This window comes from Pseudoxanthomonas sp. SORGH_AS_0997 (assembly GCF_031453535.1).
Lineage (GTDB): Bacteria > Pseudomonadota > Gammaproteobacteria > Xanthomonadales > Xanthomonadaceae > Pseudoxanthomonas_A > Pseudoxanthomonas_A winnipegensis.
Genome location: NZ_JAVIZI010000001.1, coordinates 1 through 18,359, shown reverse-complemented (window position 1 = coordinate 18,359; position 18,359 = coordinate 1). Strand labels below are relative to the sequence as shown.

14 protein-coding genes and 2 pseudogenes are annotated in these 18,359 nt (G+C 70.1%); 7 read left to right on the top strand and 9 right to left on the bottom strand.

The window, feature by feature from the left end; all coding sequences use genetic code 11:
* Positions 1-22 precede the first annotated feature (22 nt).
* Both QE438_RS00080 and coaE read left to right on the top strand, forming a co-directional pair.
* On the top strand, positions 23-526 hold the full coding sequence (locus tag QE438_RS00080) for an isoprenylcysteine carboxylmethyltransferase family protein (RefSeq protein WP_306996210.1): 504 nt from the start codon (positions 23-25) through the stop codon (positions 524-526).
* A gap of 147 nt (positions 527-673) precedes the next feature.
* The gene (gene coaE / locus QE438_RS00075; protein WP_306993388.1) at positions 674-1,285 is read left to right on the top strand and encodes a dephospho-CoA kinase; all 612 of its coding nucleotides are present in this window, start codon (positions 674-676) and stop codon (positions 1,283-1,285) included.
* A 16-nt stretch (positions 1,286-1,301) separates the two neighbouring features.
* Here coaE and QE438_RS00070 read toward each other — a convergent pair whose 3' ends face one another.
* Together QE438_RS00070 and QE438_RS00065 are read right to left on the bottom strand one after the other, a co-directional pair.
* The gene (locus QE438_RS00070; RefSeq protein WP_306993390.1) at positions 1,302-2,261 is read right to left on the bottom strand and encodes a Nudix family hydrolase; all 960 of its coding nucleotides are present in this window, start codon (positions 2,259-2,261) and stop codon (positions 1,302-1,304) included.
* Positions 2,262-2,627: 366 nt separating this feature from the next.
* The gene (locus QE438_RS00065; RefSeq protein WP_130523262.1) at positions 2,628-3,611 is read right to left on the bottom strand and encodes a YafY family protein; all 984 of its coding nucleotides are present in this window, start codon (positions 3,609-3,611) and stop codon (positions 2,628-2,630) included.
* Positions 3,612-3,732: 121 nt separating this feature from the next.
* Here QE438_RS00065 and QE438_RS00060 point away from each other — a divergent pair, with 121 nt between their 5' ends.
* The gene (locus QE438_RS00060) at positions 3,733-4,347 is read left to right on the top strand and encodes a hypothetical protein (protein WP_306993394.1); all 615 of its coding nucleotides are present in this window, start codon (positions 3,733-3,735) and stop codon (positions 4,345-4,347) included.
* 161 nt (positions 4,348-4,508) lie between these two features.
* On the top strand, positions 4,509-5,261 hold the full coding sequence (locus tag QE438_RS00055; protein WP_130515669.1) for a DUF481 domain-containing protein: 753 nt from the start codon (positions 4,509-4,511) through the stop codon (positions 5,259-5,261).
* 447 nt (positions 5,262-5,708) lie between these two features.
* On the opposite strand, the gene hemC is transcribed toward QE438_RS00055, so the two are convergent.
* From hemC to QE438_RS00030, 5 genes are all read right to left on the bottom strand, one after another.
* Complete coding sequence (gene hemC, locus QE438_RS00050) at positions 5,709-6,629, bottom strand: hydroxymethylbilane synthase (protein ID WP_130523260.1); 921 nt, start codon at positions 6,627-6,629, stop codon at positions 5,709-5,711.
* A gap of 264 nt (positions 6,630-6,893) precedes the next feature.
* Positions 6,894-7,634: a LytTR family DNA-binding domain-containing protein gene (locus QE438_RS00045; RefSeq protein ID WP_306993397.1), complete on the bottom strand. Its 741-nt coding sequence runs from the start codon at positions 7,632-7,634 to the stop codon at positions 6,894-6,896.
* 7 nt (positions 7,635-7,641) lie between these two features.
* On the bottom strand, positions 7,642-8,694 hold the full coding sequence (locus QE438_RS00040; RefSeq protein ID WP_306993398.1) for a histidine kinase: 1,053 nt from the start codon (positions 8,692-8,694) through the stop codon (positions 7,642-7,644).
* A 3-nt stretch (positions 8,695-8,697) separates the two neighbouring features.
* A complete protein-coding gene (locus QE438_RS00035; RefSeq protein ID WP_306993401.1) occupies positions 8,698-9,366 on the bottom strand; it encodes an alpha/beta hydrolase in 669 nt (222 codons plus the stop codon).
* Between the two features lie 42 nt (positions 9,367-9,408).
* Positions 9,409-9,600, bottom strand: a complete 192-nt coding sequence (locus QE438_RS00030; RefSeq protein ID WP_130515663.1) for a rubredoxin — start codon at positions 9,598-9,600, stop codon at positions 9,409-9,411.
* Positions 9,601-9,664: 64 nt separating this feature from the next.
* Here QE438_RS00030 and thiE point away from each other — a divergent pair, with 64 nt between their 5' ends.
* Positions 9,665-10,294: a thiamine phosphate synthase gene (gene thiE, locus QE438_RS00025; RefSeq protein WP_306993404.1), complete on the top strand. Its 630-nt coding sequence runs from the start codon at positions 9,665-9,667 to the stop codon at positions 10,292-10,294.
* Between the two features lie 23 nt (positions 10,295-10,317).
* Here thiE and QE438_RS00020 read toward each other — a convergent pair whose 3' ends face one another.
* Positions 10,318-11,583, bottom strand: a complete 1,266-nt coding sequence (locus tag QE438_RS00020; protein ID WP_235873149.1) for a dipeptidase — start codon at positions 11,581-11,583, stop codon at positions 10,318-10,320.
* Between the two features lie 117 nt (positions 11,584-11,700).
* Positions 11,701-14,877, bottom strand: a complete 3,177-nt coding sequence (locus QE438_RS00015; protein WP_306993406.1) for a TonB-dependent receptor — start codon at positions 14,875-14,877, stop codon at positions 11,701-11,703.
* Between the two features lie 312 nt (positions 14,878-15,189).
* On the opposite strand from QE438_RS00015, the pseudogene hemL reads away from it, so the two are divergent.
* Positions 15,190-16,483 (top strand): annotated as a pseudogene (gene hemL, locus QE438_RS00010) (glutamate-1-semialdehyde 2,1-aminomutase).
* A gap of 175 nt (positions 16,484-16,658) precedes the next feature.
* A pseudogene (locus QE438_RS00005) lies at positions 16,659-18,359 on the top strand (helix-turn-helix transcriptional regulator); the annotation flags it as partial.

Here is an 18,359-nt window from a genome sequence, read left to right as displayed (position 1 = left end):
CCAAGGACGATCACGCGGCGTGCTGGAAGAACACACCCTGGAAGGCGCTGCGCGCCTGTCGAACACCCCGCTGCTGGTCCGCCTGACCGCGCCGGTGCATTTCCTGCTCGCCTTCGGCCTCGCCGCGCTGGCCCAGCGCGTGCTGGCCCTGCCGCTGCCGCAGGGCGGCGCGCTGCTGGCGATGCAGTGGGCCGGCTCGCTGCTGGCCCTGGCCGCGCTGGCCCTGGCGCTGTGGTGCTTCGCGCTGTTCGCCACGCGCCGCACCACCATCCTGCCCTCCAGCCAGCCCTCGTCCCTGGTGGAGCGCGGCCCGTACCGCCTGACCCGCAACCCGATGTACGTCAGCCTGCTGGCCAGCTATATCGGCCTGGCCGGCTATCTGGTCGTGCCCTGGGCGCTGGTCCTGCTGCCGCTGCCGTGGCTGGCGCTGCGGCAGGTGGTGATCCCGTTCGAGGAAGCCCGCCTGCGCGCCGAGTTCGGCCCCGCCTACGCGCGCTACTGCGCCCGCGTGCGCCGCTGGCTGTAGAGCGGAGCTTGCTCCGCTGGGGCCTTGCTCACAGACCGAACGAAGCGCAGCGGAGCAAGCTCGGCTCGAGCCTTTCCCGCGAACCGAGCGAAGAGCAGCGGAGCAAGCTCCGCTCTACCGTGGCAGCGGCGCGTGGATAATGGGGTCATGAGCCAGACCTGCATCGGACTCACCGGCGGCATCGCCTCGGGCAAGAGCGCGCTGGAGCGCGCCTTTCTGGCGCGCGGCATCGTCGTGGCCGACGCCGACCGCATCGCGCGCGAGGTGGTCGAGCCCGGCACACCGGCGCTGGCCGCCATCGTGGCGCACTTCGGCGCGGAGGTGCTCGATGCGCAGGCCGGGCTGGATCGCGCGGCGATGCGCCGGCGCGTGTTCGAGGACGAAAACGCGCGCCAGGCGCTGGAGGCCATCGTCCATCCGGCCGTGCGCGCGGCGCTGGAGGCGCAGTGCCGCGCCGCCGCCAGCCCGTATGCGGTGGCGATGATCCCGCTACTGGCCGAAGGCGGCGGACGCGAGTGCTATCCGTGGCTGCAGCGCATCTGCGTGGTCACCGCGCCGCTGGAAGTGCGCATGGCGCGGCTGCTGGCGCGCGATGGCATCGACCAGGCGCTGGCCCAGCGCATGATCCAGGCCCAGGCCAGCGACGCCCAGCGCCTGGCCATCGCCGACGACATCGTGCGCAACGACGGCAGCCTGGAAGAGATCGACCAGGCCGTGGCCGAGCTGGACGCGCGTTACCGTCTGCTCGCCGGCGCCTGAGCGCCGCACAAGGACCTCAGCCCGAAGGCCACAGCCCGCGGAGCGCGGCGATGCCCTGCGCGCCGTGCTGGTGCGCCTGGGCCATGTCGTCCAACCCCAGCCCACCGGTGGCGTAGATCGGCAGCGACACAATCTCGCGCAGGGCGGCGAAGGCGTCCCAGCCCAGCGTGGGCTGGGTGTCGGTGCCGCGCACCGGGCCCAGGGTGACGAAGTCGCAGCCCAGCGCCTCGGCCCGGCGCAGGTGCTCGGCCGACCGGCACGAGGCGGCCAGGCCTACGCCGGCCGCGACCGGGCGCGCCTCGATGCGCATCAGCTGCTCGGTGCGCAGGTGCAGGCCCACGCCCAGATCGCGCGCCAGCTTGGCGGCGCCCTCCAGCAGCACCTCGGCGCCGGCCTCGCGGCACAGCGCCACCGCGGCGGCGGCCAGCGGCGGCCAGCCCGCATCGCCCTCCAGGCCGCGCGCGCGCAACCGCACGCGACGCACGCCGCCAGCCAGCGCGGCCTCCAGGCCGGCCAGCCAGGCCGCGGAGTCCGCGCCCGGTTCGGGCGTGATCAGGTACCGGTCGGGCTGCTGCAGCACCGCCACCACGGGCTTGTCGGCCGCCGGCATCGGATAGCGCTGCAGCTTGTCCTGCGCCACCCAGGCCAGCGCCTGGCCCTCCATGCCGCGCGGCACGCCCTTCCAGGTGGTCACCCGGCGCACGTCCAGCAGCAGGCGCTTGTCCGGATACAGGTGCGGCACCCGCATGATCGGCGCGCCGACCTGCACGGTGATGCCCAGCTCCTCCTGCAGCTCGCGCACCAGCGTCTCCTCGGTGGATTCGCCCGGCTCGCGCTTGCCGCCGGGGAACTCCCACAGCCCGGCCAGATCGCGGCCGTCGCCCCGCCGGGCCAGCAGCAGGCGGCCGCGCGCATCGGTGATGGCGGCGGCCACGACATGGATGAAGCGCAGCGGTGCGGGCTCGGTGGTGGACACGGGCGGTGCGGGATCGTCAGAGGGGAAGGTGCGCACTCGGACCCGGCAGCCGCCAACCGCGCGGCCACCGCACCGATCATGCGGGAACGCCACCATGGTACCGGACGAGCACCCGTGGGAGCCGCCATGGCGGCGATGGGGTTCTCCCGGTAAAGCCCTCGCCGCCGTTGCCCGACAGCCACAAGGTCGGCCCCACCTGTAGAGCGGAGCTTGCTCCGCTGGGGCTCTCCGCCGATCCGGCCGAAACGCGGCGGACCAAGCTCAGCTGCTCTTCGTTCGGTTGGTGGGGAAGGCCCCAGCGGAGCAAGCTCCGCTCTACAGGGAGTCCGCGATTGGATTGGAGGGGACAGTTGTTCCCACAACGGCTCAGTGCTTGTCCGGCACGCGCTCGTAGTTGGACAGGGCCAGTTCGAGCAGGGCCTTGGCCTGCTCGCGCAGCACCGGCGGGGCGACGATCTCCGCGTCCGAGCCGTAGTGCAGCACGTCCATCAGCAGCTCGCGCGAGGCGCTGTAGGGCACCTTCAACTCGTAGCGGCCGTCGGGCAGGAAGCGGCCCTCCTGGCGCGCATGCCACTGCTCGTCGGCGACCCAGCGCGCCGCCTTGGGGCTGAACACGATCGTCGCCCAGCCCTTGGGCTCGCCGGAGAAAATCCCGTAGCTGGAGGCCAGGTGCTGGCTCAGCTCGTCCTTGCCCATCTCCACCGCCGCCTCGTCCAGCGCACGAGCGTTGCTGATGCGGTCCACCGCGAAGCTGCGCAGCGCCTCGCGGCCGTGGTCCCAGGCGTCCAGGTACCAGTTGTCGCGGTAGTGGGTGATGCGCTGGGGCGAAACCACGCGGCGGGTGCGCTCGTCGGTGGAGCGGGCGCGGTATTCGAAGCTCAGCTGGCGCCGCTCCAGCACGGTGCTGGCCACGCAGCGGAACGCGGCCTCGTCCAGGCGCCGGCCGCGATGCGGGATCACCCGCACGCGTTCGACCGGCCAGCGCTGGGCGCCGGCGTGGTCGGCCAGCAGGCCCTCCAGGCGCTTCTGCAGCGGCGCCAGCGCGCCGGCCAGCACGCCGCCGCCGGTGCGCAGCAGCAGCTGCTGCGAGGCGACCAGCGCGTAGAGCTCGTCCGAGCTGAGCCACAGGCCCGGCAGCTCGAAGCGGTCGCTCTGCCCGGCCGCATAGCGGAAGCCGGCCTCGCCGTCGCCCTCCACCGGCGCCATCAGCGCATCGCGCAGATAGGCCAGGTCGCGGTAGACGGTGGCGCGCGAGCACCCCAGCTCGTCCTGCAGGCGCTTGACGGTGACCGGGTAGCGCGCGCCCTTGAGGATGCGATGCAGCGCGGTGATGCGTTCGATCTTGTCCATGCGCCCGATTATGGCCGAGCATGGCATCAAGAAGACGCAGGTGCGCTTCAGCCGCCCGCGCGCAGTCTTGCGCCCGCGGGACGGGTTCCCGCCCTGCCCGCCGCCGGAGTCCGTTCGCCCCATGCACCGCCCCGCCGTCCCCGCCCTGGCCTGCCTGCTGCTGGCCGCCTGCAGCCCCTCCTCGCCACCGGCCAGCCCCCCGCCCGCCACGGCGGCCGGCACGCCGCTCGAACGGGTCACCGCGTCGATGCAGGCCTTCCAGGACGCGCGCAGCTTTCATGCCGAGATGCACCTGCAGGGCGCGCGCGAGACCCGCGACACGCTGGATTTCGTCGCCCCCGACCGCTACCGCCTGCAGATGCCCATCGGCACCCAGGTGATCGTCGGCAACGTGCTTTACCTGCAGTCGCAGGGCCGCACCGAGAAGCTGCAGCTGCCCGAAGGCACCGTGGCGCAGTGGCGCGACCCCATGCGCGTGCACGAGAGCCGCGGCCAGCTGCGCGTGCGCGAAGCCGGCGTCAGCCGGATCGACGGCGTGCAGGCGCGGCAGTACGAGGTGACCAATGGCCCGGCGCAGGCGCCGGTGCAGTTCACCTACTGGATCGGACCGGAGGGCCTGCCGCTGCAGCTGCGCCACAGCGGCCTGTCCCAGCAGCAGCCCTATACCATGACCGTGCGCTACAGCCGCTTCAACGACCCGACCATCGTCATCGACACGCCCGTCTCCACGCCCTGAGGGCGTCGCCATATCGAACTCGCCTAGCGTCTGGAGACGACGACGGCAAGCGGGCGCATTACGTTGACATTCAACGTTGCGAAAAGACACTTTCGCGCCGAAGGCCGGGGATCACCGGCCTTTTTGCTATCCCCGCGTCCCCCACCCCACGGAGATTCCTCATGTTCCGACGCCTTCCCTGCGCCCTGTTGCTCGCCGTGGCAGCGCCGCTGCCCGCCCTGGCCGGTAATCTGGTCGACACGCCCAGCCTGGCCAAGATCGACAACAACACCGGCTGGACCGGCAACGGCGAACTGGGCCTGGCCATCTCGAAGGGCAACACCGACAACGAGACCTTCGTCGGCAAGGCCAACCTCGCCTACAGCGACGACACCTGGAAGCACGCCTTCGGCGTGGCCGGCCAGTACGCCAAGGACGACGGCGAGGAGACCGCGCGCCGCTACGAACTGTTCGGCACCAGCGGCCGCCGCCTGAGCGAGCGCAGCTATATCTGGGGCTCGGTGCGCAACGAGCGCGACCACTACACCAGCTACGAGTACCAGTGGACCACCGCCGTCGGTTACGGCTACGAGGCGATCAAGAACGACACCCAGCACCTGACCTTCGAGATCGGTCCGGGTTACCGCTGGTCCAAGGACCAGGGCGTGCAGGTGCACCACAACGAGACCATCGGCCGCGGCATGATCGACTACGGCTACAAGCTGACCTCGACCACCTCGCTGGTGGACACCCTGCTGGTCGAATCGGGCAGCGACAACACCTTCATCAAGAACCTGTTCGGCCTGCAGGTGGCCATGTCCGAACGCCTGGCGCTCAAGGCCGGGCTGGAGACGCGCCACAACACCGAGGTCGATCCGGACACCAAGAAGACCGACAACCTGACCACGGTCAACATCGTCTACAACTTCAAGTAAGCCGCGCTGTCGCGCAAAGAGGCCCTCGCCGTGGCGACACGGCGGGGGCTTTTTACATTGAAGCCCGAGTGCATCGAAGACGCGGGACACCCCTCCCGTCATTCCCGCGAACGCGGGAGGTGCTTCTTGGCAGACGCATGTCTGACCATCCAGCGCCTTCGGCCCTCGCAGCAAAGCCGCTGGGACCCCGCGTTCGCGGGAACGACGCTTGGTGGTTTGCCCGCGGCCTAGCGCTGCCACCTCAAAGCTCGCCATCCCCGCGAACGCGGGGATCCATGGACTCCCATGCAGGTCCCGCAACGTCCTTGGGTTCCCGCCTTCGCGGGAACGACGATGCGTGTTGGGCATGCTGAAGGGACGACGCAGCCCGTCGTTCTCGAACAATGATGCTGCCGGTCGTCGACGCAGCGCAGGGTTCGACCTGCCACCGGCAAGCGATCTGGTGCCTCAGACTTCCAGCTCGGCCAGCAGCGCATCGGCGCCATTGGCCAGCAGCGCCTGGGCGACCTGATGGCCCAGGTTCTCCGGCGTCAGATCGGGCGAGGAGGCCTCCGCGTGCACCAGCGTGCCGGCCTGCGCCGAGCCCACCAGGCCACGCAGGCGCATGCCGCTGGCGGTTTCCTCGGCGAATGCGCCGACCGGCACGTGGCAGCTGCCGTGCAGGGCGCGGTTCATGGCGCGCTCGGCTTCCACGCAGCGGCGCGTGGGCAGGTGGTCCAGGGCGGCGAACAGCGCCAGCACCTGCGGCGCATCGCTGCGGCATTCCACCGCGATGGCGCCCTGCGCCGGCGCCGGCAGCCACTGCGGTGCGGCCAGGCGCGCGGCGATGCGCGCGTCGAAACCCAACCGCTGCAGGCCGGCGCAGGCCAGGATGATGGCGTCGTAGCTGCCCGCGTCGAGCCGGGCCAGACGGGTGTTGACGTTGCCGCGCAGGTCGACCAGCTCCAGATCCGGCCGCAGCGCGCGCAGCTGCGCCTGGCGCCGCAGCGAGGAAGTGCCCACGCGCGCGCCGTGCGGCAGCGCATCCAGCCGCCGATAGGCATTGGAGACGAAGGCATCGGCCGGGTCGGCGCGCTCCAGGATGGCCGGCAGCACGAACGGTCCCTCCAGCTCCATCGGCACGTCCTTGAGCGAATGCACCGCGCAGTCGGCGCGGCCATCGAGCATGGCCAACTCCAGTTCCTTGAGGAACAGGCCCTTGCCGCCGATCGCCGCCAGCGAGCGGTCCAGCACCTCGTCGCCGCGCGTGCTCATCGGCACCAGCTCGACCTCCAGGCCCGGATGGGCCAGGCGCAGCTGGTGGGCGACATACTCGCTCTGCCATAGGGCGAGCGCGCTCTTGCGGGTGGCGATGCGCAGCGATCTCATGCGGGCATTATCGCCGCAAGTGGGGATTGGGGATTGGGGATTGGGGATTGGGGATTGGGGATTGGGGATTGGGGATTGGGGATTGGGGATTGGGGATTGGGGATTGGGGATTGGGGATTGGGGATTGGGGATTGGGGATTGGGGATTGGGGATTGGGGATTGGGGATTGGGGAGCTTAGGTTGACTTTCGTACCGTCATTTCCGCGACCCCAGGAATGACGAGCACAAGCGGATTACTTTTCCCTGCCCCGCCGATCCCAGCCCCTAGAGTGTCTTGACCGTCTCGCGCAGGGCGGGCACGCAGCGGCGGCTGACTTCCAGCGGCGCGGGCGCATGACGCAGCACGGCCTGCACCTTGCCGTCGTCGACCCGGCGCAGTTCCATCAGCTCGTGGCGGGCGACCAGGCAGTTGCGGTGGATGCGCACGAAACGGCTGGCGAACTCCTCCTCCAGCGACTTGAGCGATTCCTCGATCAGGTCCTCGCCGCGCGCGTGGTGCACCACCACGTACTTCTCCTCGGCCTGGAGGTAGTGGATGTCGTCCAGCGGGATCAGCCGCAGGCTGCCGCGCAGGCGCGCGCACAGGTGCGTGCGCGCCTGGCGCTGGGCGGCGCTGGGCGCCGGCTCGCTGCTGCGGCCGGCGGCGAAGGTGCGCGCGCGTTCCAGCGCCGAGGCCAGGCGCTCGGCGCGCACCGGCTTCATCAGATAATCGATCGCCGCGGCCTCGAACGCCGACAGCGCATGCGCGTCGTAGGCGGTGCAGAACACCACGGCCGGCCGCGGATCGAACGCTGCCAGATGACGCGCCGCTTCCAGCCCATCGACCCCGGGCATGGAGATGTCCAGCAGCACCAGATCGGGGCGCAGTTCGGCCACCGCCTGCAGCGCGGCCAGCCCATCGCCGACCTCGGCCACCACTTCGGTGCCGGGCTGCTCGGCCAACAGCGTGCGCAGGCGCTCGCGGGCCAGCGGTTCGTCGTCTGCGATCACCACCGTCAGGGGCATGCGCACCTCAGGCCAGGGGAAGGGCGAGTTCACAGGCATAGTAGCCTTGCGCCCAGAAGCCCGTCACCCGCGCCCCGGCGCCGAAGCGATACGCCAGCCGGTGGGCGATATTGCGCTGGGCGTGGCCGGCGCCGCGTCCCACCGCCGGTACCGGCACGCTGCCCGGCTCGGGCGCCGGGTTGCGCACGACGATGCGCAGCGTCTTGTGCTCCACCGCCAGGGCGATGTCGATGGTGCCGCCCTGCGGCAGGCGCGAGATGCCGTGCAGCACCGCGTTCTCCACCATCGGCTGCAGCACCAGGCGCGGCAGCACCAGGTCCCAGGGCAGCGGCTCGGTACGCTCCCAGCGCACCGTCAGGCGCTCGCCGAGGCGCAGCGATTCGATCGACAGATACTGCTCGGCCAGTTCCACTTCCTGGGCCAGGGTGGAGTTGTCCTCGCCCGCGCCCAAGGCCGCGCGGAACAGGTCGGACAGATCCAGCACCGCGCGCTCGGCCACCTGCGGCGCGCTGTGCAGCAGGCCGGCGATGAGATTCATGCTGTTGAAGAGGAAGTGCGGGCGGATCCGCGCCTGCAGCGCATCGGCCTCGGCACGCGCGCTGGCCTGCACCTGCGCCGCCCAGCGATCGCTGACATAGAAGTAGCGCAACGCCAGCGCGCCGATCAGCATCACCATCGCCGCGCTGCTCAGGCTGAAGCGCCAGAAGCCCACCGCCGGCGCGCCCTCGGGCAGGCCGATGGTGGAATACAGCAAGAACAACGCGCTGGCCGACAGCAGTCCCACCGCGCCGGCCAGCGCCAGCGCCGCCATGGCGCCCAGGCGCGGCGGCAGGCGGCTCAGCTGCGGGCGCAGCAGGCACAGCAGGGCGGTCGCCGCGATCGCCTGCCACAGCGCGAAGGCGCTGATCGAGGCGAAGTGCTCCACGCTCCACTTGCCCGTGCGATCCGGCGCCAGCGCCAGCACCACGACCACCAGCTCGGCCAGGCCCAGGATGATCGTCAGCCGCGGCAGCGTGCACAGTTCGGGCAACCACCCCTGCGCGGCGGGCGTGGTGGTCATGCGTCAGGCGAAGCGCCGCGACATCCAGTCGCCGAGGTCGCGCACTTCCTCGGCACTGACCGAATGCGCCATCGGATAGTCGTGCCAGTCCACCTGAAAGCCGGCGGCTTTGAGCGCCTGCGCGCTGCGCTGGCCGAAGGCCGGCAGCACCACCGGGTCGGAGGTGCCATGGCCCATGAAGATCGGCTGGGCCTTGGCGGCCTCGCTGGCGAAGTCGGCCAGCTGGTCCGCGCCGGGCAGATAGGTGGACAGCGCGATCAGGCCCGCCAGCGGCACGCGGCGGCGTACGCCGGCGGCCAGGGTGATCGCCCCGCCCTGCGAGAACCCGGCCAGCAGCACGTTGGACGGCGCGATGCCACGTTCGCCCTCGCGCGCCAGCAGCGCCTCGACCTGGCCGATGGACTGTTCCACGCCGGCGGCGTCGGCCCGCGTGGCGAAATCCATGCCGGCGATGTCGTACCAGGCGCGCATGCGCAGGCCGTTGTTGATCGTGACCGGCCGCACCGGCGCATGCGGGAACACGAAGCGCAGCGCCGGCCAGCCCGGACGCACCAGCTCGGGCACGATCGGCGCGAAATCATTGCCATCGGCGCCCAGGCCATGCAGCCACAGCACGCTCCAGGTCGGCTGCGGGCCGGTCTGCAGTTCGACGGCGTCGAGGAGTTCGGTCATGGGGATTCTCGTGTCAGGGGCGACGACGCGGGCGCCGGAGGCTCAGTCCAGCTCGACCATTTCGAAGTCGTCCTTGGTCACCCCGCAGTCGGGGCAGGTCCAGGTGTCCGGCACGTCCTCCCAGCGCGTGCCCGGCGCGATGCCTTCCTCGGGCAGGCCGTCGGCTTCGCGGTAGATGAATCCACAGACCACGCACATCCAGTTGCGGTAGGTGGTGGCATCGGGCTCGGGCATCGGATAATCGCAGGTCCTAGGGGTGCCCCATTGTCACACAGCCCCCCTGCACACCGGAGTCGCCATGCCTGCTTCCCTGCCCCGTGGCCTGTACCTGCTCACGCCCGATCTCGACGATGACGCGCAGCTGCTGGCGCGCGTGCGACCGCTGCTGGACAGCGGCGCGGTCACCTGGCTGCAGTACCGCAACAAGTCGGTGGACGATGCCCAGCGCGCGCGCCAGGCCGCCGCCCTGCTGCCGCTGTGCCGGGCCGCAGGCGTGCCGCTGATCATCAACGACGATGCCGCGCTGGCGGTGGAACTCGGCGCGGCCGGCCTGCACCGCGAGGACGCCACCACGCCGCTGGCCGAACTGCGCGCCGCCCTGGGCCCCGATGCGCTGCTCGGCGCCTCGTGCTACGACCAGCCGGCGCTGGCCTACGAGGCTGTGGAGGAAGGCGCCAGCTACGTCAGCTTCGGCGCCTTCTTCGCCAGCCGCAGCAAGCCCGGCCCGCACCGGGCGACCACCGCGGTGTTCGACGCCACCGCTGGCCTCGGCGTGCCGCGCGTGGCGATCGGCGGGCTGACGCCCGCCAACGCCGGGCCGATCATCGCCGCCGGGGCCGACCTGGTGGCGGCGATCGGCGGTGTGTTCGATGCGCCCGATCCGGTGGCCACGGCCCGCGCGCTGCGGGCCTTGTTCGACCAGGACTAACGCGGACGCCGCGGCCCGCTCGTCTAATCGAGCGCGGCCTTGACCGCGGCCGGGTCGGCCAGCGACTGCACGGTCTCGATCAGGCGCACGGTGTTGCCGCCGAGGATGGCGCGGACCTGGTCGTCCTTGTAGCCGGCGTCCAGCAGCGCCTGCACCACCTTGGGCAGGGCGGTGATGTCCTCGTAGCCGGCCACGCCACCGCCGCCATCCCAGTCCGCGCCCAGGCCGACGTGCTGCCAGCCGGCCACCTCGATGATGTGCAGCAGGTGGCGCATGTAATCGTCGAAGTTGGCCTTCTTGATGTTGTACTTGGCGTCCAGCGCGGCGATCTGCGCCATCGCCTGCTTGCGCGCGTCCGCATCGAGCCCGCGCCGACCGCCGAAGGACTGGTAGATCTTGCCGAGCTCGGCGCGGTACTCCGGCGTGGCGCCGGTGTCGATGAGGTAGCCGCCCAGCGAATTCACCTGGATCACGCCGCCATGCGCGGCCAGCACCTTCAGGCGCTTGTCGTCCAGGTTGCGCGGATGCGGGTAGACGTCCCACGCGCCGCTGTGGGACAGGATGATCGGCGCCTTGGACAGGGCGATCATCTGGTCGAACACCTCCGGCGAGGCGTGCGAGTGGTCCAGGATGATGCCGAGCTTGTTGGCCTCGACGATCATCTGCCGGCCCTTGTCGGTCAGGCCCTCGCGCGCGGTCACCGCGCCCGGCGCGGTGCCGGCCGAGTCGGCGAAGTCGTTGTGGCTGCCGTGCACCAGCGAGAGCATGCGCAGGCCGGCCTTGTAGTAGTAGCTCAGCAGCGTGGGATCGTGCGAGAGCGGATAGGCGTTCTCCATGCTGATGTAGACCGACTTCTTGCCCTCGGCCTTGATCCGCGCCGCATCGCCAGCCACGGTGGCCAGCGCGAACTTGTCGGGGTTGGCCGCGACCATCTCGCGGATCTCGCCCAGCCGCTTGAGGCCGAAATCGCGCGCCTTGCGCTTGCTCATCTCATCCAGCGGACCCTGGCCGGTGTAGACCACCCAGAAGCCGCCGTCCAGCCCGCCTTCGACCATGCGCGGATAGTCGATCTGGCTGCCGTCGCCCTGGAAGGAATGCCGGTCGGTGATCTTCCAGCCCGGCTGGCCGAACAGCGCCGGCGTGTCCAGATGCGTATCCAGATTGATCGCGCTGGCCTGCAGCGCGCGCGCCTTCTCCGACACCACCACATCCTTGGCCAGCGCCTGGCCGGACAGGCCCGTGCACGCCAGCAGCGCGGCGACCAGCAACTTCTTCTTCATGACACCCATGACCCACTCCTCATTGTGCTTTCGAACAAGACGACGCCGCGGACGTGCCGCGGCGCCGTGATCCACTCGATGTCCCCAGGCGTCCGCCCCGAGGGTCGGGGCGGACGCGACAGCGGCTTACCAATCGTAGCTGGCGGTCAGACGGGCGTAGCGCGGGGTCTGGTAGACCACGTTCTGGCCGTACAGCGGGTTGACCGAACCATCGGGCAGCTGCGAGAACGGATAGACCGTGATCGCCTTCTGCGCGTTGAGCAGGTTGAACACGTTCAGGCTCACGGCCAGCTTGCCGTCGGCGAACACCGGCTTCCAGGTCAGGCCCAGGTCGAACTGGTTGACCCACGGCAGGCGCCCGTGCGAGCCGGGAGGCGAAGGCTCGCCCTTGCCGGTCGCGGGGTTGTAGCAGTAGTGGTAGGGACCACCGGTGACAGAGCTGCCGCCGTAACCGGCCGGATCGGTGCCGGTGTAGGCCGTGCCGTAGTAGTTGCCCAGGCAGTGCTTCGGCGCGCCGGAGATCATGCTCAGATTGCCCGAGACACCCCATTCTTCGGTCAGCTGGTAATAGCCGTACATCTTGATCTGGTGGCGGTGATCGTTGGACTGATCGCCGTTGACGTGCTCCATCAGCGCCGCGTGGTCCCAGCTCTGCGTCGTGGAGACCGCCGCCTGGCCCTGGTAGCTGCCCAGCGCGCCGCCGGAACGGAACAGATCCGAACGCAGCTGACCCTCGGTGGTGCCATAGCTGTGGGACCAGACGTAGTTCATCTTGGTGTACCACTTGCCGTCGAACGGACGCTCCAGGTTGAACTCCAGCGCACCGTAGTCGCGCTTGAGCTCGGGGAAGCCGGCAGCCTCACGCGTCACCGTCACCTGGCGCAGGTTGCCGCTGGTGTCGTAGACGTTCCAGACATTGGTCTTGCCCGGGTTGATCAGCTCGGCACCGGCGGTGCGGGTCCAGTCGACCGCGACGCCCTGGGCGGCGGCGGACTGCACCAGGCCGCGGTTGTCGGTATCGAAGTTCTGGTCGTCGATGGCGTCGTTGAGGCGGCGGTAGATGGCGCGTACGCCATAGGTCCAGCCGATGCTCAGATCCTGGCTGAAGCCCAGGATGACCTCGTCCTGGTTCTCGCCCTTGATGTCCTTGACCACCGCGGCACTCGGGTCCGAGGCGCGGCCGAAGCGCGAGTTGGCCGACACCGCCGGACCCAGCGACCTGGACACGATCGGCGTGCCGTCGGGGTTGATGCCGCTGTAGGTGAAGTACTCGCTCTTGGAGACGTTGGCGGTGAACAGGCCCACGGCCGACAGCGGCAGGCCCAGGTAGTAGCGGCCGACGTTACCGAAGATCTTCAGGCTGGAATCGCCGTGCACGTCCCAGCTGAAGCCCACGCGCGGCGACCAGGCGTCCACGCTGATGTAGGGCACGTGGCTGATCGGCACGTAGTTGGTGAACTCGTCCTTGCGCAGGCCCAGGCTCAGCAGCACGTTGTCGGTGACCTGCCACTTGTCTTCCAGGTAGTAGGCCTTCTGGTCGGCGTCGTAGGAGTTCAGGCCGGTGGTGGTGTCCTTGGTCACGTAGTAACCCGACGCGCCATAGGTCGGATCGACCAGGCCCGGGCTCGGCGCGCCCTTGCCACCCGCCTCGTTGGCGGACTGGCTGATCAAACCGCCGGTCTGCAGGCCATAGGGATCGTTGGTCCGGCCGTAGGTCCAGGCATAGCCGGGGCCGGAGGCGTAGGTACCGATATTGGTGGCCTGCAGCTTCTGGTTGTCGACGCCGGCGGTGATCGCGTGATCGCCGATGCGCCATTCCACGCTCAGGCGCAGGTTGCGCTTCTCGTACTCACGGTCCGGCGCGGTGATCGAGGTCTGCTTCTGCGCGCCGACGATCGGGGTGCCGCCGTTGTAGGCCGGATTCTGCAGCGCGACGCTGTTGATCACCGGACCCTTGCCCGGATCGTAGTTGTAGTAGCTGATCTCGTCGGGCGTGTTCATCTGGCCGTACAGCGCGCTGACGGTGACGTTGTCACCGAAATAGCCCGTGTACTTGGCCAGGTACAGGCGCGGACCGGCCTCGTTGGTGTTTTCCTTGTTGTAGAACGCGCCCTTGGTGCGGGTGATGTAGTTGTAGCGATAGATGTCGCCGTTGGTCTTGTACTTGTCGCTGGCGCCGGTCAGTTCCAGCAGGTGGTTGTCGGTGATGTACCAGTTCACCTTGCCGTACAGGCGGTTCTGCTGGTACTCGTACTCGGTCAGGCCGCCGACATTGCCGTTGTCGGCGTCGCGGTTGCTGAGGATGCGGGTGCCGTGCGAGTTGACGCGCTCGCCGGCGAGGAAGAAGAACAGCTTGTCCTGGATGATCGGGCCGCCGACGTAGGCGCTGTAGGTCTCCGAGGTCGCCTTGGTCTCGCTCAGCGGCTGGTACAGGCCATTGGCCGCACGCGCATAGCGGTAGGCGGTGTTGTTGACCGTGGAGCTCTGGCTGTCAGGACGCCAGTAGATGTCCTTCTGGCTGGCCTTGAAGGCCTCGGGCTCGAACACCGCCGAGGCGCCGAACTTCCATTCGTTGGTGCCACTCTTGCCGATCTGGCTGATCACGCCGCCGTTGGAGCGGCCGTACTGGGCGCCGTAGCCACCGACGATGACTTCCTGCTGGTCGATCGCGCCGTACGGCAGCGTCAGGCCGCCCAGGTTGTTGGCGGTCGAGGTGGTGTTGAAGCCGTTGAGGTAGTACGCGTTCTCCGACGCGGCCGAACCGCCGAAGCTCGGCAGCGAGCCGCCCAGCGGGCCGTTGTCGAAGCCGCCGCTGTTGACCACCACGCCCGGCGCCAGCAGCGCGATGGCCTCGGCGTTGCGGCCCAGCGGCAGCTGCTGCAGCTGCTCGGCGGTGACCACCGTGCGCGTGTCGACGCTGGACACGTCGATCGGCGACAGGCTCATCGCCGAGACCTTGACCGCGCCCAGCGTGGTGGCCGAGCCGCCGCCACCGGCCGACAGGCCGACTTCGGTGCCCGCGCCGACCAGGATGCTGACGTTCTCGCGCGTGTCGACCGTCTGGCCGGCGTGCTTGAGGGTGACGGTGTAGCTGCCCAGCGGCAGGCTGCCCAGCGCGTAGCGGCCGCCTTCGACCGGCACTTCGCGCGAGAAGCCGCTGCCGCTCTGGACCAGGACCGTGTCGCCGGTCTCTGCGCCCTGGACGGTACCGAAGATGCGGCCGGTGGTGGACTGGGCATAGGTGCTGCCTGCAGCCAGCGTCAATGCGAGCGCCAGGGCGCTGCGGCGGAGGATGCGCTTCATATGTTGGTGTTTTCCCCGAGTGGAACTGTGGTCGATACACAGCGCCACCCCCATGTGGCGCTGCGTCTTACACAGTGGGAGCTGCATGCCGCAGATGGCGAATGATGCTTCGCCATGACCTTATGCCGGCCACTGTGTGTCGGCCGATGCTATGCGCCGACACGACCTGGCGCCCCATCAGCGGCGGGTAGGGCCCACCCGGCCGGGTAGTTCGGGTCGGGTTGGCCCCGGCAGGGCGCTGCCACGACAATAGGGCGCTGCGTTTCGTCGCTTTCCGATGAAACGACCCCCGCCCTGCCAGGACTTGCCTCGATGAACCACGACCGCTCCCACGCCCTCTTCGCCCGCGCCCGGCAGCTGATCCCCGGGGGCGTGAACTCGCCGGTGCGGGCGTTCAAGTCGGTCGGCGGCGAGCCGTTCTTCGTCCAGCGCGCCGACGGCGCGTATCTGTACGACGTCGACGGCAACCGCTACATCGATTACGTCGGCTCGTGGGGTCCGATGATCGTCGGCCACAACCATCCGCACGTGCGCGAGGCGGTGGCCCGGGCGATCGCCGACGGCCTGTCCTTCGGCGCGCCCTGCCCGGCCGAGGTGACCATGGCCGAGACGATCACCCGCCTGGTGCCGGCCTGCGAGATGGTGCGTATGGTCAATTCCGGGACCGAGGCCACCCTGTCGGCGATCCGCCTGGCGCGCGGCGCCACCGGGCGCAGCCGCATCGTCAAGTTCGAGGGCAACTACCACGGCCACGGCGACTCGTTCCTGGTCAAGGCCGGCAGCGGCATGCTGACCCTGGGCGTACCGACCTCGCCGGGCGTGCCGGCCGCGCTGAGCGAGCTCACCAGCACGCTGAGCTACAACGACTTCGACGAGGCCAGCGCGCTGTTCGATGCCTGCGGGGGGGAGATCGCCGCGGTGATCATCGAGCCGGTGGTGGGCAACGCCAACTGCATCCCGCCGCGCCCGGGCTATCTGCAGCACCTGCGCGCGCTGTGCACCCGCCACGGCGCGCTGCTGATCTTCGACGAGGTGATGACCGGCTTCCGCGTCGCCCTGGGCGGCGCGCAGGCGCTGTACGGCATCACCCCGGACCTGACCACCTTCGGCAAGATCATCGGCGGCGGCATGCCGGTGGGCGCCTACGGCGGCCGCGCCGACCTGATGCAGCAGATCGCGCCGGCCGGGCCGATCTACCAGGCCGGCACGCTCTCCGGTAATCCGGTGGCCATGGCCGCCGGCCTGGCGATGCTGGAGCTGATCCAGGCGCCCGGCTTCCACGAGCGGCTGACCGCCACCACCGCGCGCCTGTGCGAAGGCCTGCGCGCGGCCGCGCACGAGGCGGGCGTGGCCGTGACCACCAACCAGGTCGGGGCGATGTTCGGCCTGTTCTTCACCGATGCCCAGGTGGACACCTATGCCCAGGCCACGGCCTGCGACATCGGCGCGTTCAACCGCTTCTTCCAGGCGATGCTCGAGCGGCGGCGTGTTCCTGGCGCCCTCGGCCTACGAGGCCGGCTTCGTCTCCAGCGCGCATGACGATTCTGTCATCCAGGCCACACTGGAGGCGGCGCGCGGCGCCTTCAGGGCGATCTCCGCACACTGAACCGGCGCAGCCGACGCCCGGCGCTTGGCAAGCGCCTCACGAAACTTTAATGTCTGGAACAGGATGTCCAGTGGATGGGCATGGGCGGGGGCCCACGCGCAGCCGGGTCTGAACCGCCGGGCTGCCACACCACGCGGGATGGCCTTGGACGAGGCCGCCGCTGCGGAGACTCGTCGTGCCCATCGCCAAACCCGTTGCTCTGGTCGGACGCCGTCCACCCGCTGCCCGTGAGCCCGGCTCCACCGGGGACTGGGTGCTGCCGGACAAGCTCGAGCCGCCTCGCCTGCATCTGGACGCCGTGCGCCGTGACCGTCTGCTGACGCACCTGGACGCCGGTATCGGCGTGCCGCTGACCCTGCTGCTGGCGCCGCCGGGGTTCGGCAAGACCACCCTGCTGGCGCAGTGGCATGCGCATCTGCTCGAGCGCGGCACCGTCGATGCGGCCTGGCTGTCCCTGGACGAGGACGATGCCGAGCCCGGCCGCCTGCTGGCCTATCTGGGCCTGGCCTTGGGCGTCACCGCCGGCGAGGCCGGCGCCACGCCGCTGGGCGGGCTGCACTGGCGCGAACTGGACCTGGCCGCGCTGCGCACCGCGCTGCTGCGCGCCATCCGCTGCACGCAGCGCCCGCTGGTGCTGGTGCTGGACGATTACGACCGCGCCGCCTGCCCGCGCAACGACGAACTGATCACCCTGCTGGTCGAACACGGCGGCCCGCATCTGCATGTGCTGCTGGCGACCCGGCGCGCGCCCGCGCTGCCGCTGGCGCGGCTGTCGGTGCGCGGCGCCCTGCAGCGCATCGACGCCGCGCAGCTGGCCATGAACGGCGGCGAGACCCGCGCCCTGCTCGGCACGCAGGCCAGCGACGAGGATGCCAAGCGTCTGCGCGGCAAGACCGAAGGCTGGCCGGTGGCCGTGCGCCTGGCTGCCGCCTGGCTCGCCGGCGGCCAGACCCGCGGCGATGACATCGCGCGTTTCAGCGGCCGCTCGGCCGGACTGGCGGCCTACCTGGCCGAACAGGTGGTCAGCGACCTGGACGAGGAGCTGCGGGACTTCCTGCTGGAGACCTCGGGCCTGGCGCGCTTCAACGCGCCCCTGGCCGATGCGGTGCGCCAGCGCCAGGACAGCGGCCGGCTGCTGGACCGGCTGGGCCACTTCCACGGTCTGCTGGTCCCACTGGACGACGACCACGCCTGGTTCCGGTATCACCCGCTGTTCGCCGAGTTCCTGCATCTGCAGCTGGAGCGCCGGTCGCCGGCGCTGGGCCAGACCCTGCATCGCCGCGCCGCGCTATGGTGCGCCGCGCACGGGCAGCTGGCCGAAGCGGTGCGCCATGCGCTGGGCGCGCACGATGTGGCCCTGGCCGCCGATTGCATCGCGCGCGCCGGCACCTGGCAGCTGCTGCTCTCCCAGGGCATCGCCGCCACACGCGCACTGCTGCGCCAGTTCGATCCGCGCACGGTGCGCGATACCCCGGCGCTCAATCTCACCCAGGCCTATCTGCACCTGCGCGTGGGCGAATTCGGCCACGCCCAGACGCTGCTGGAGCGGTTCCGCAGCTTCCCCGACGAGGTGCGCGCGCCGCTGGAGCGGGACTACACCGTGGTCGTGGCGCTGCTGCGCGACCTGATGGATCAGATCTGCTCGCAGCCGCGCGGCGTGGCGCAGCTGGCCGCACAGGCGCAGGCGCTGGACCAGGAGGACCACCTCGGCCGCGGCACCCTGCTGTGCATCTGCGCGACCACCGCGCTGGGGCGCGGTCAGTTCGCCCAGGCCGAGCAACTGGCGCGCGAGGGCGCGCTGGCCTTCGAACAGGACCGCACCCAGATCGCGGTCGGCTACGCGCTGACGCACCTGGGCCAGAGCTATTTCTACCGC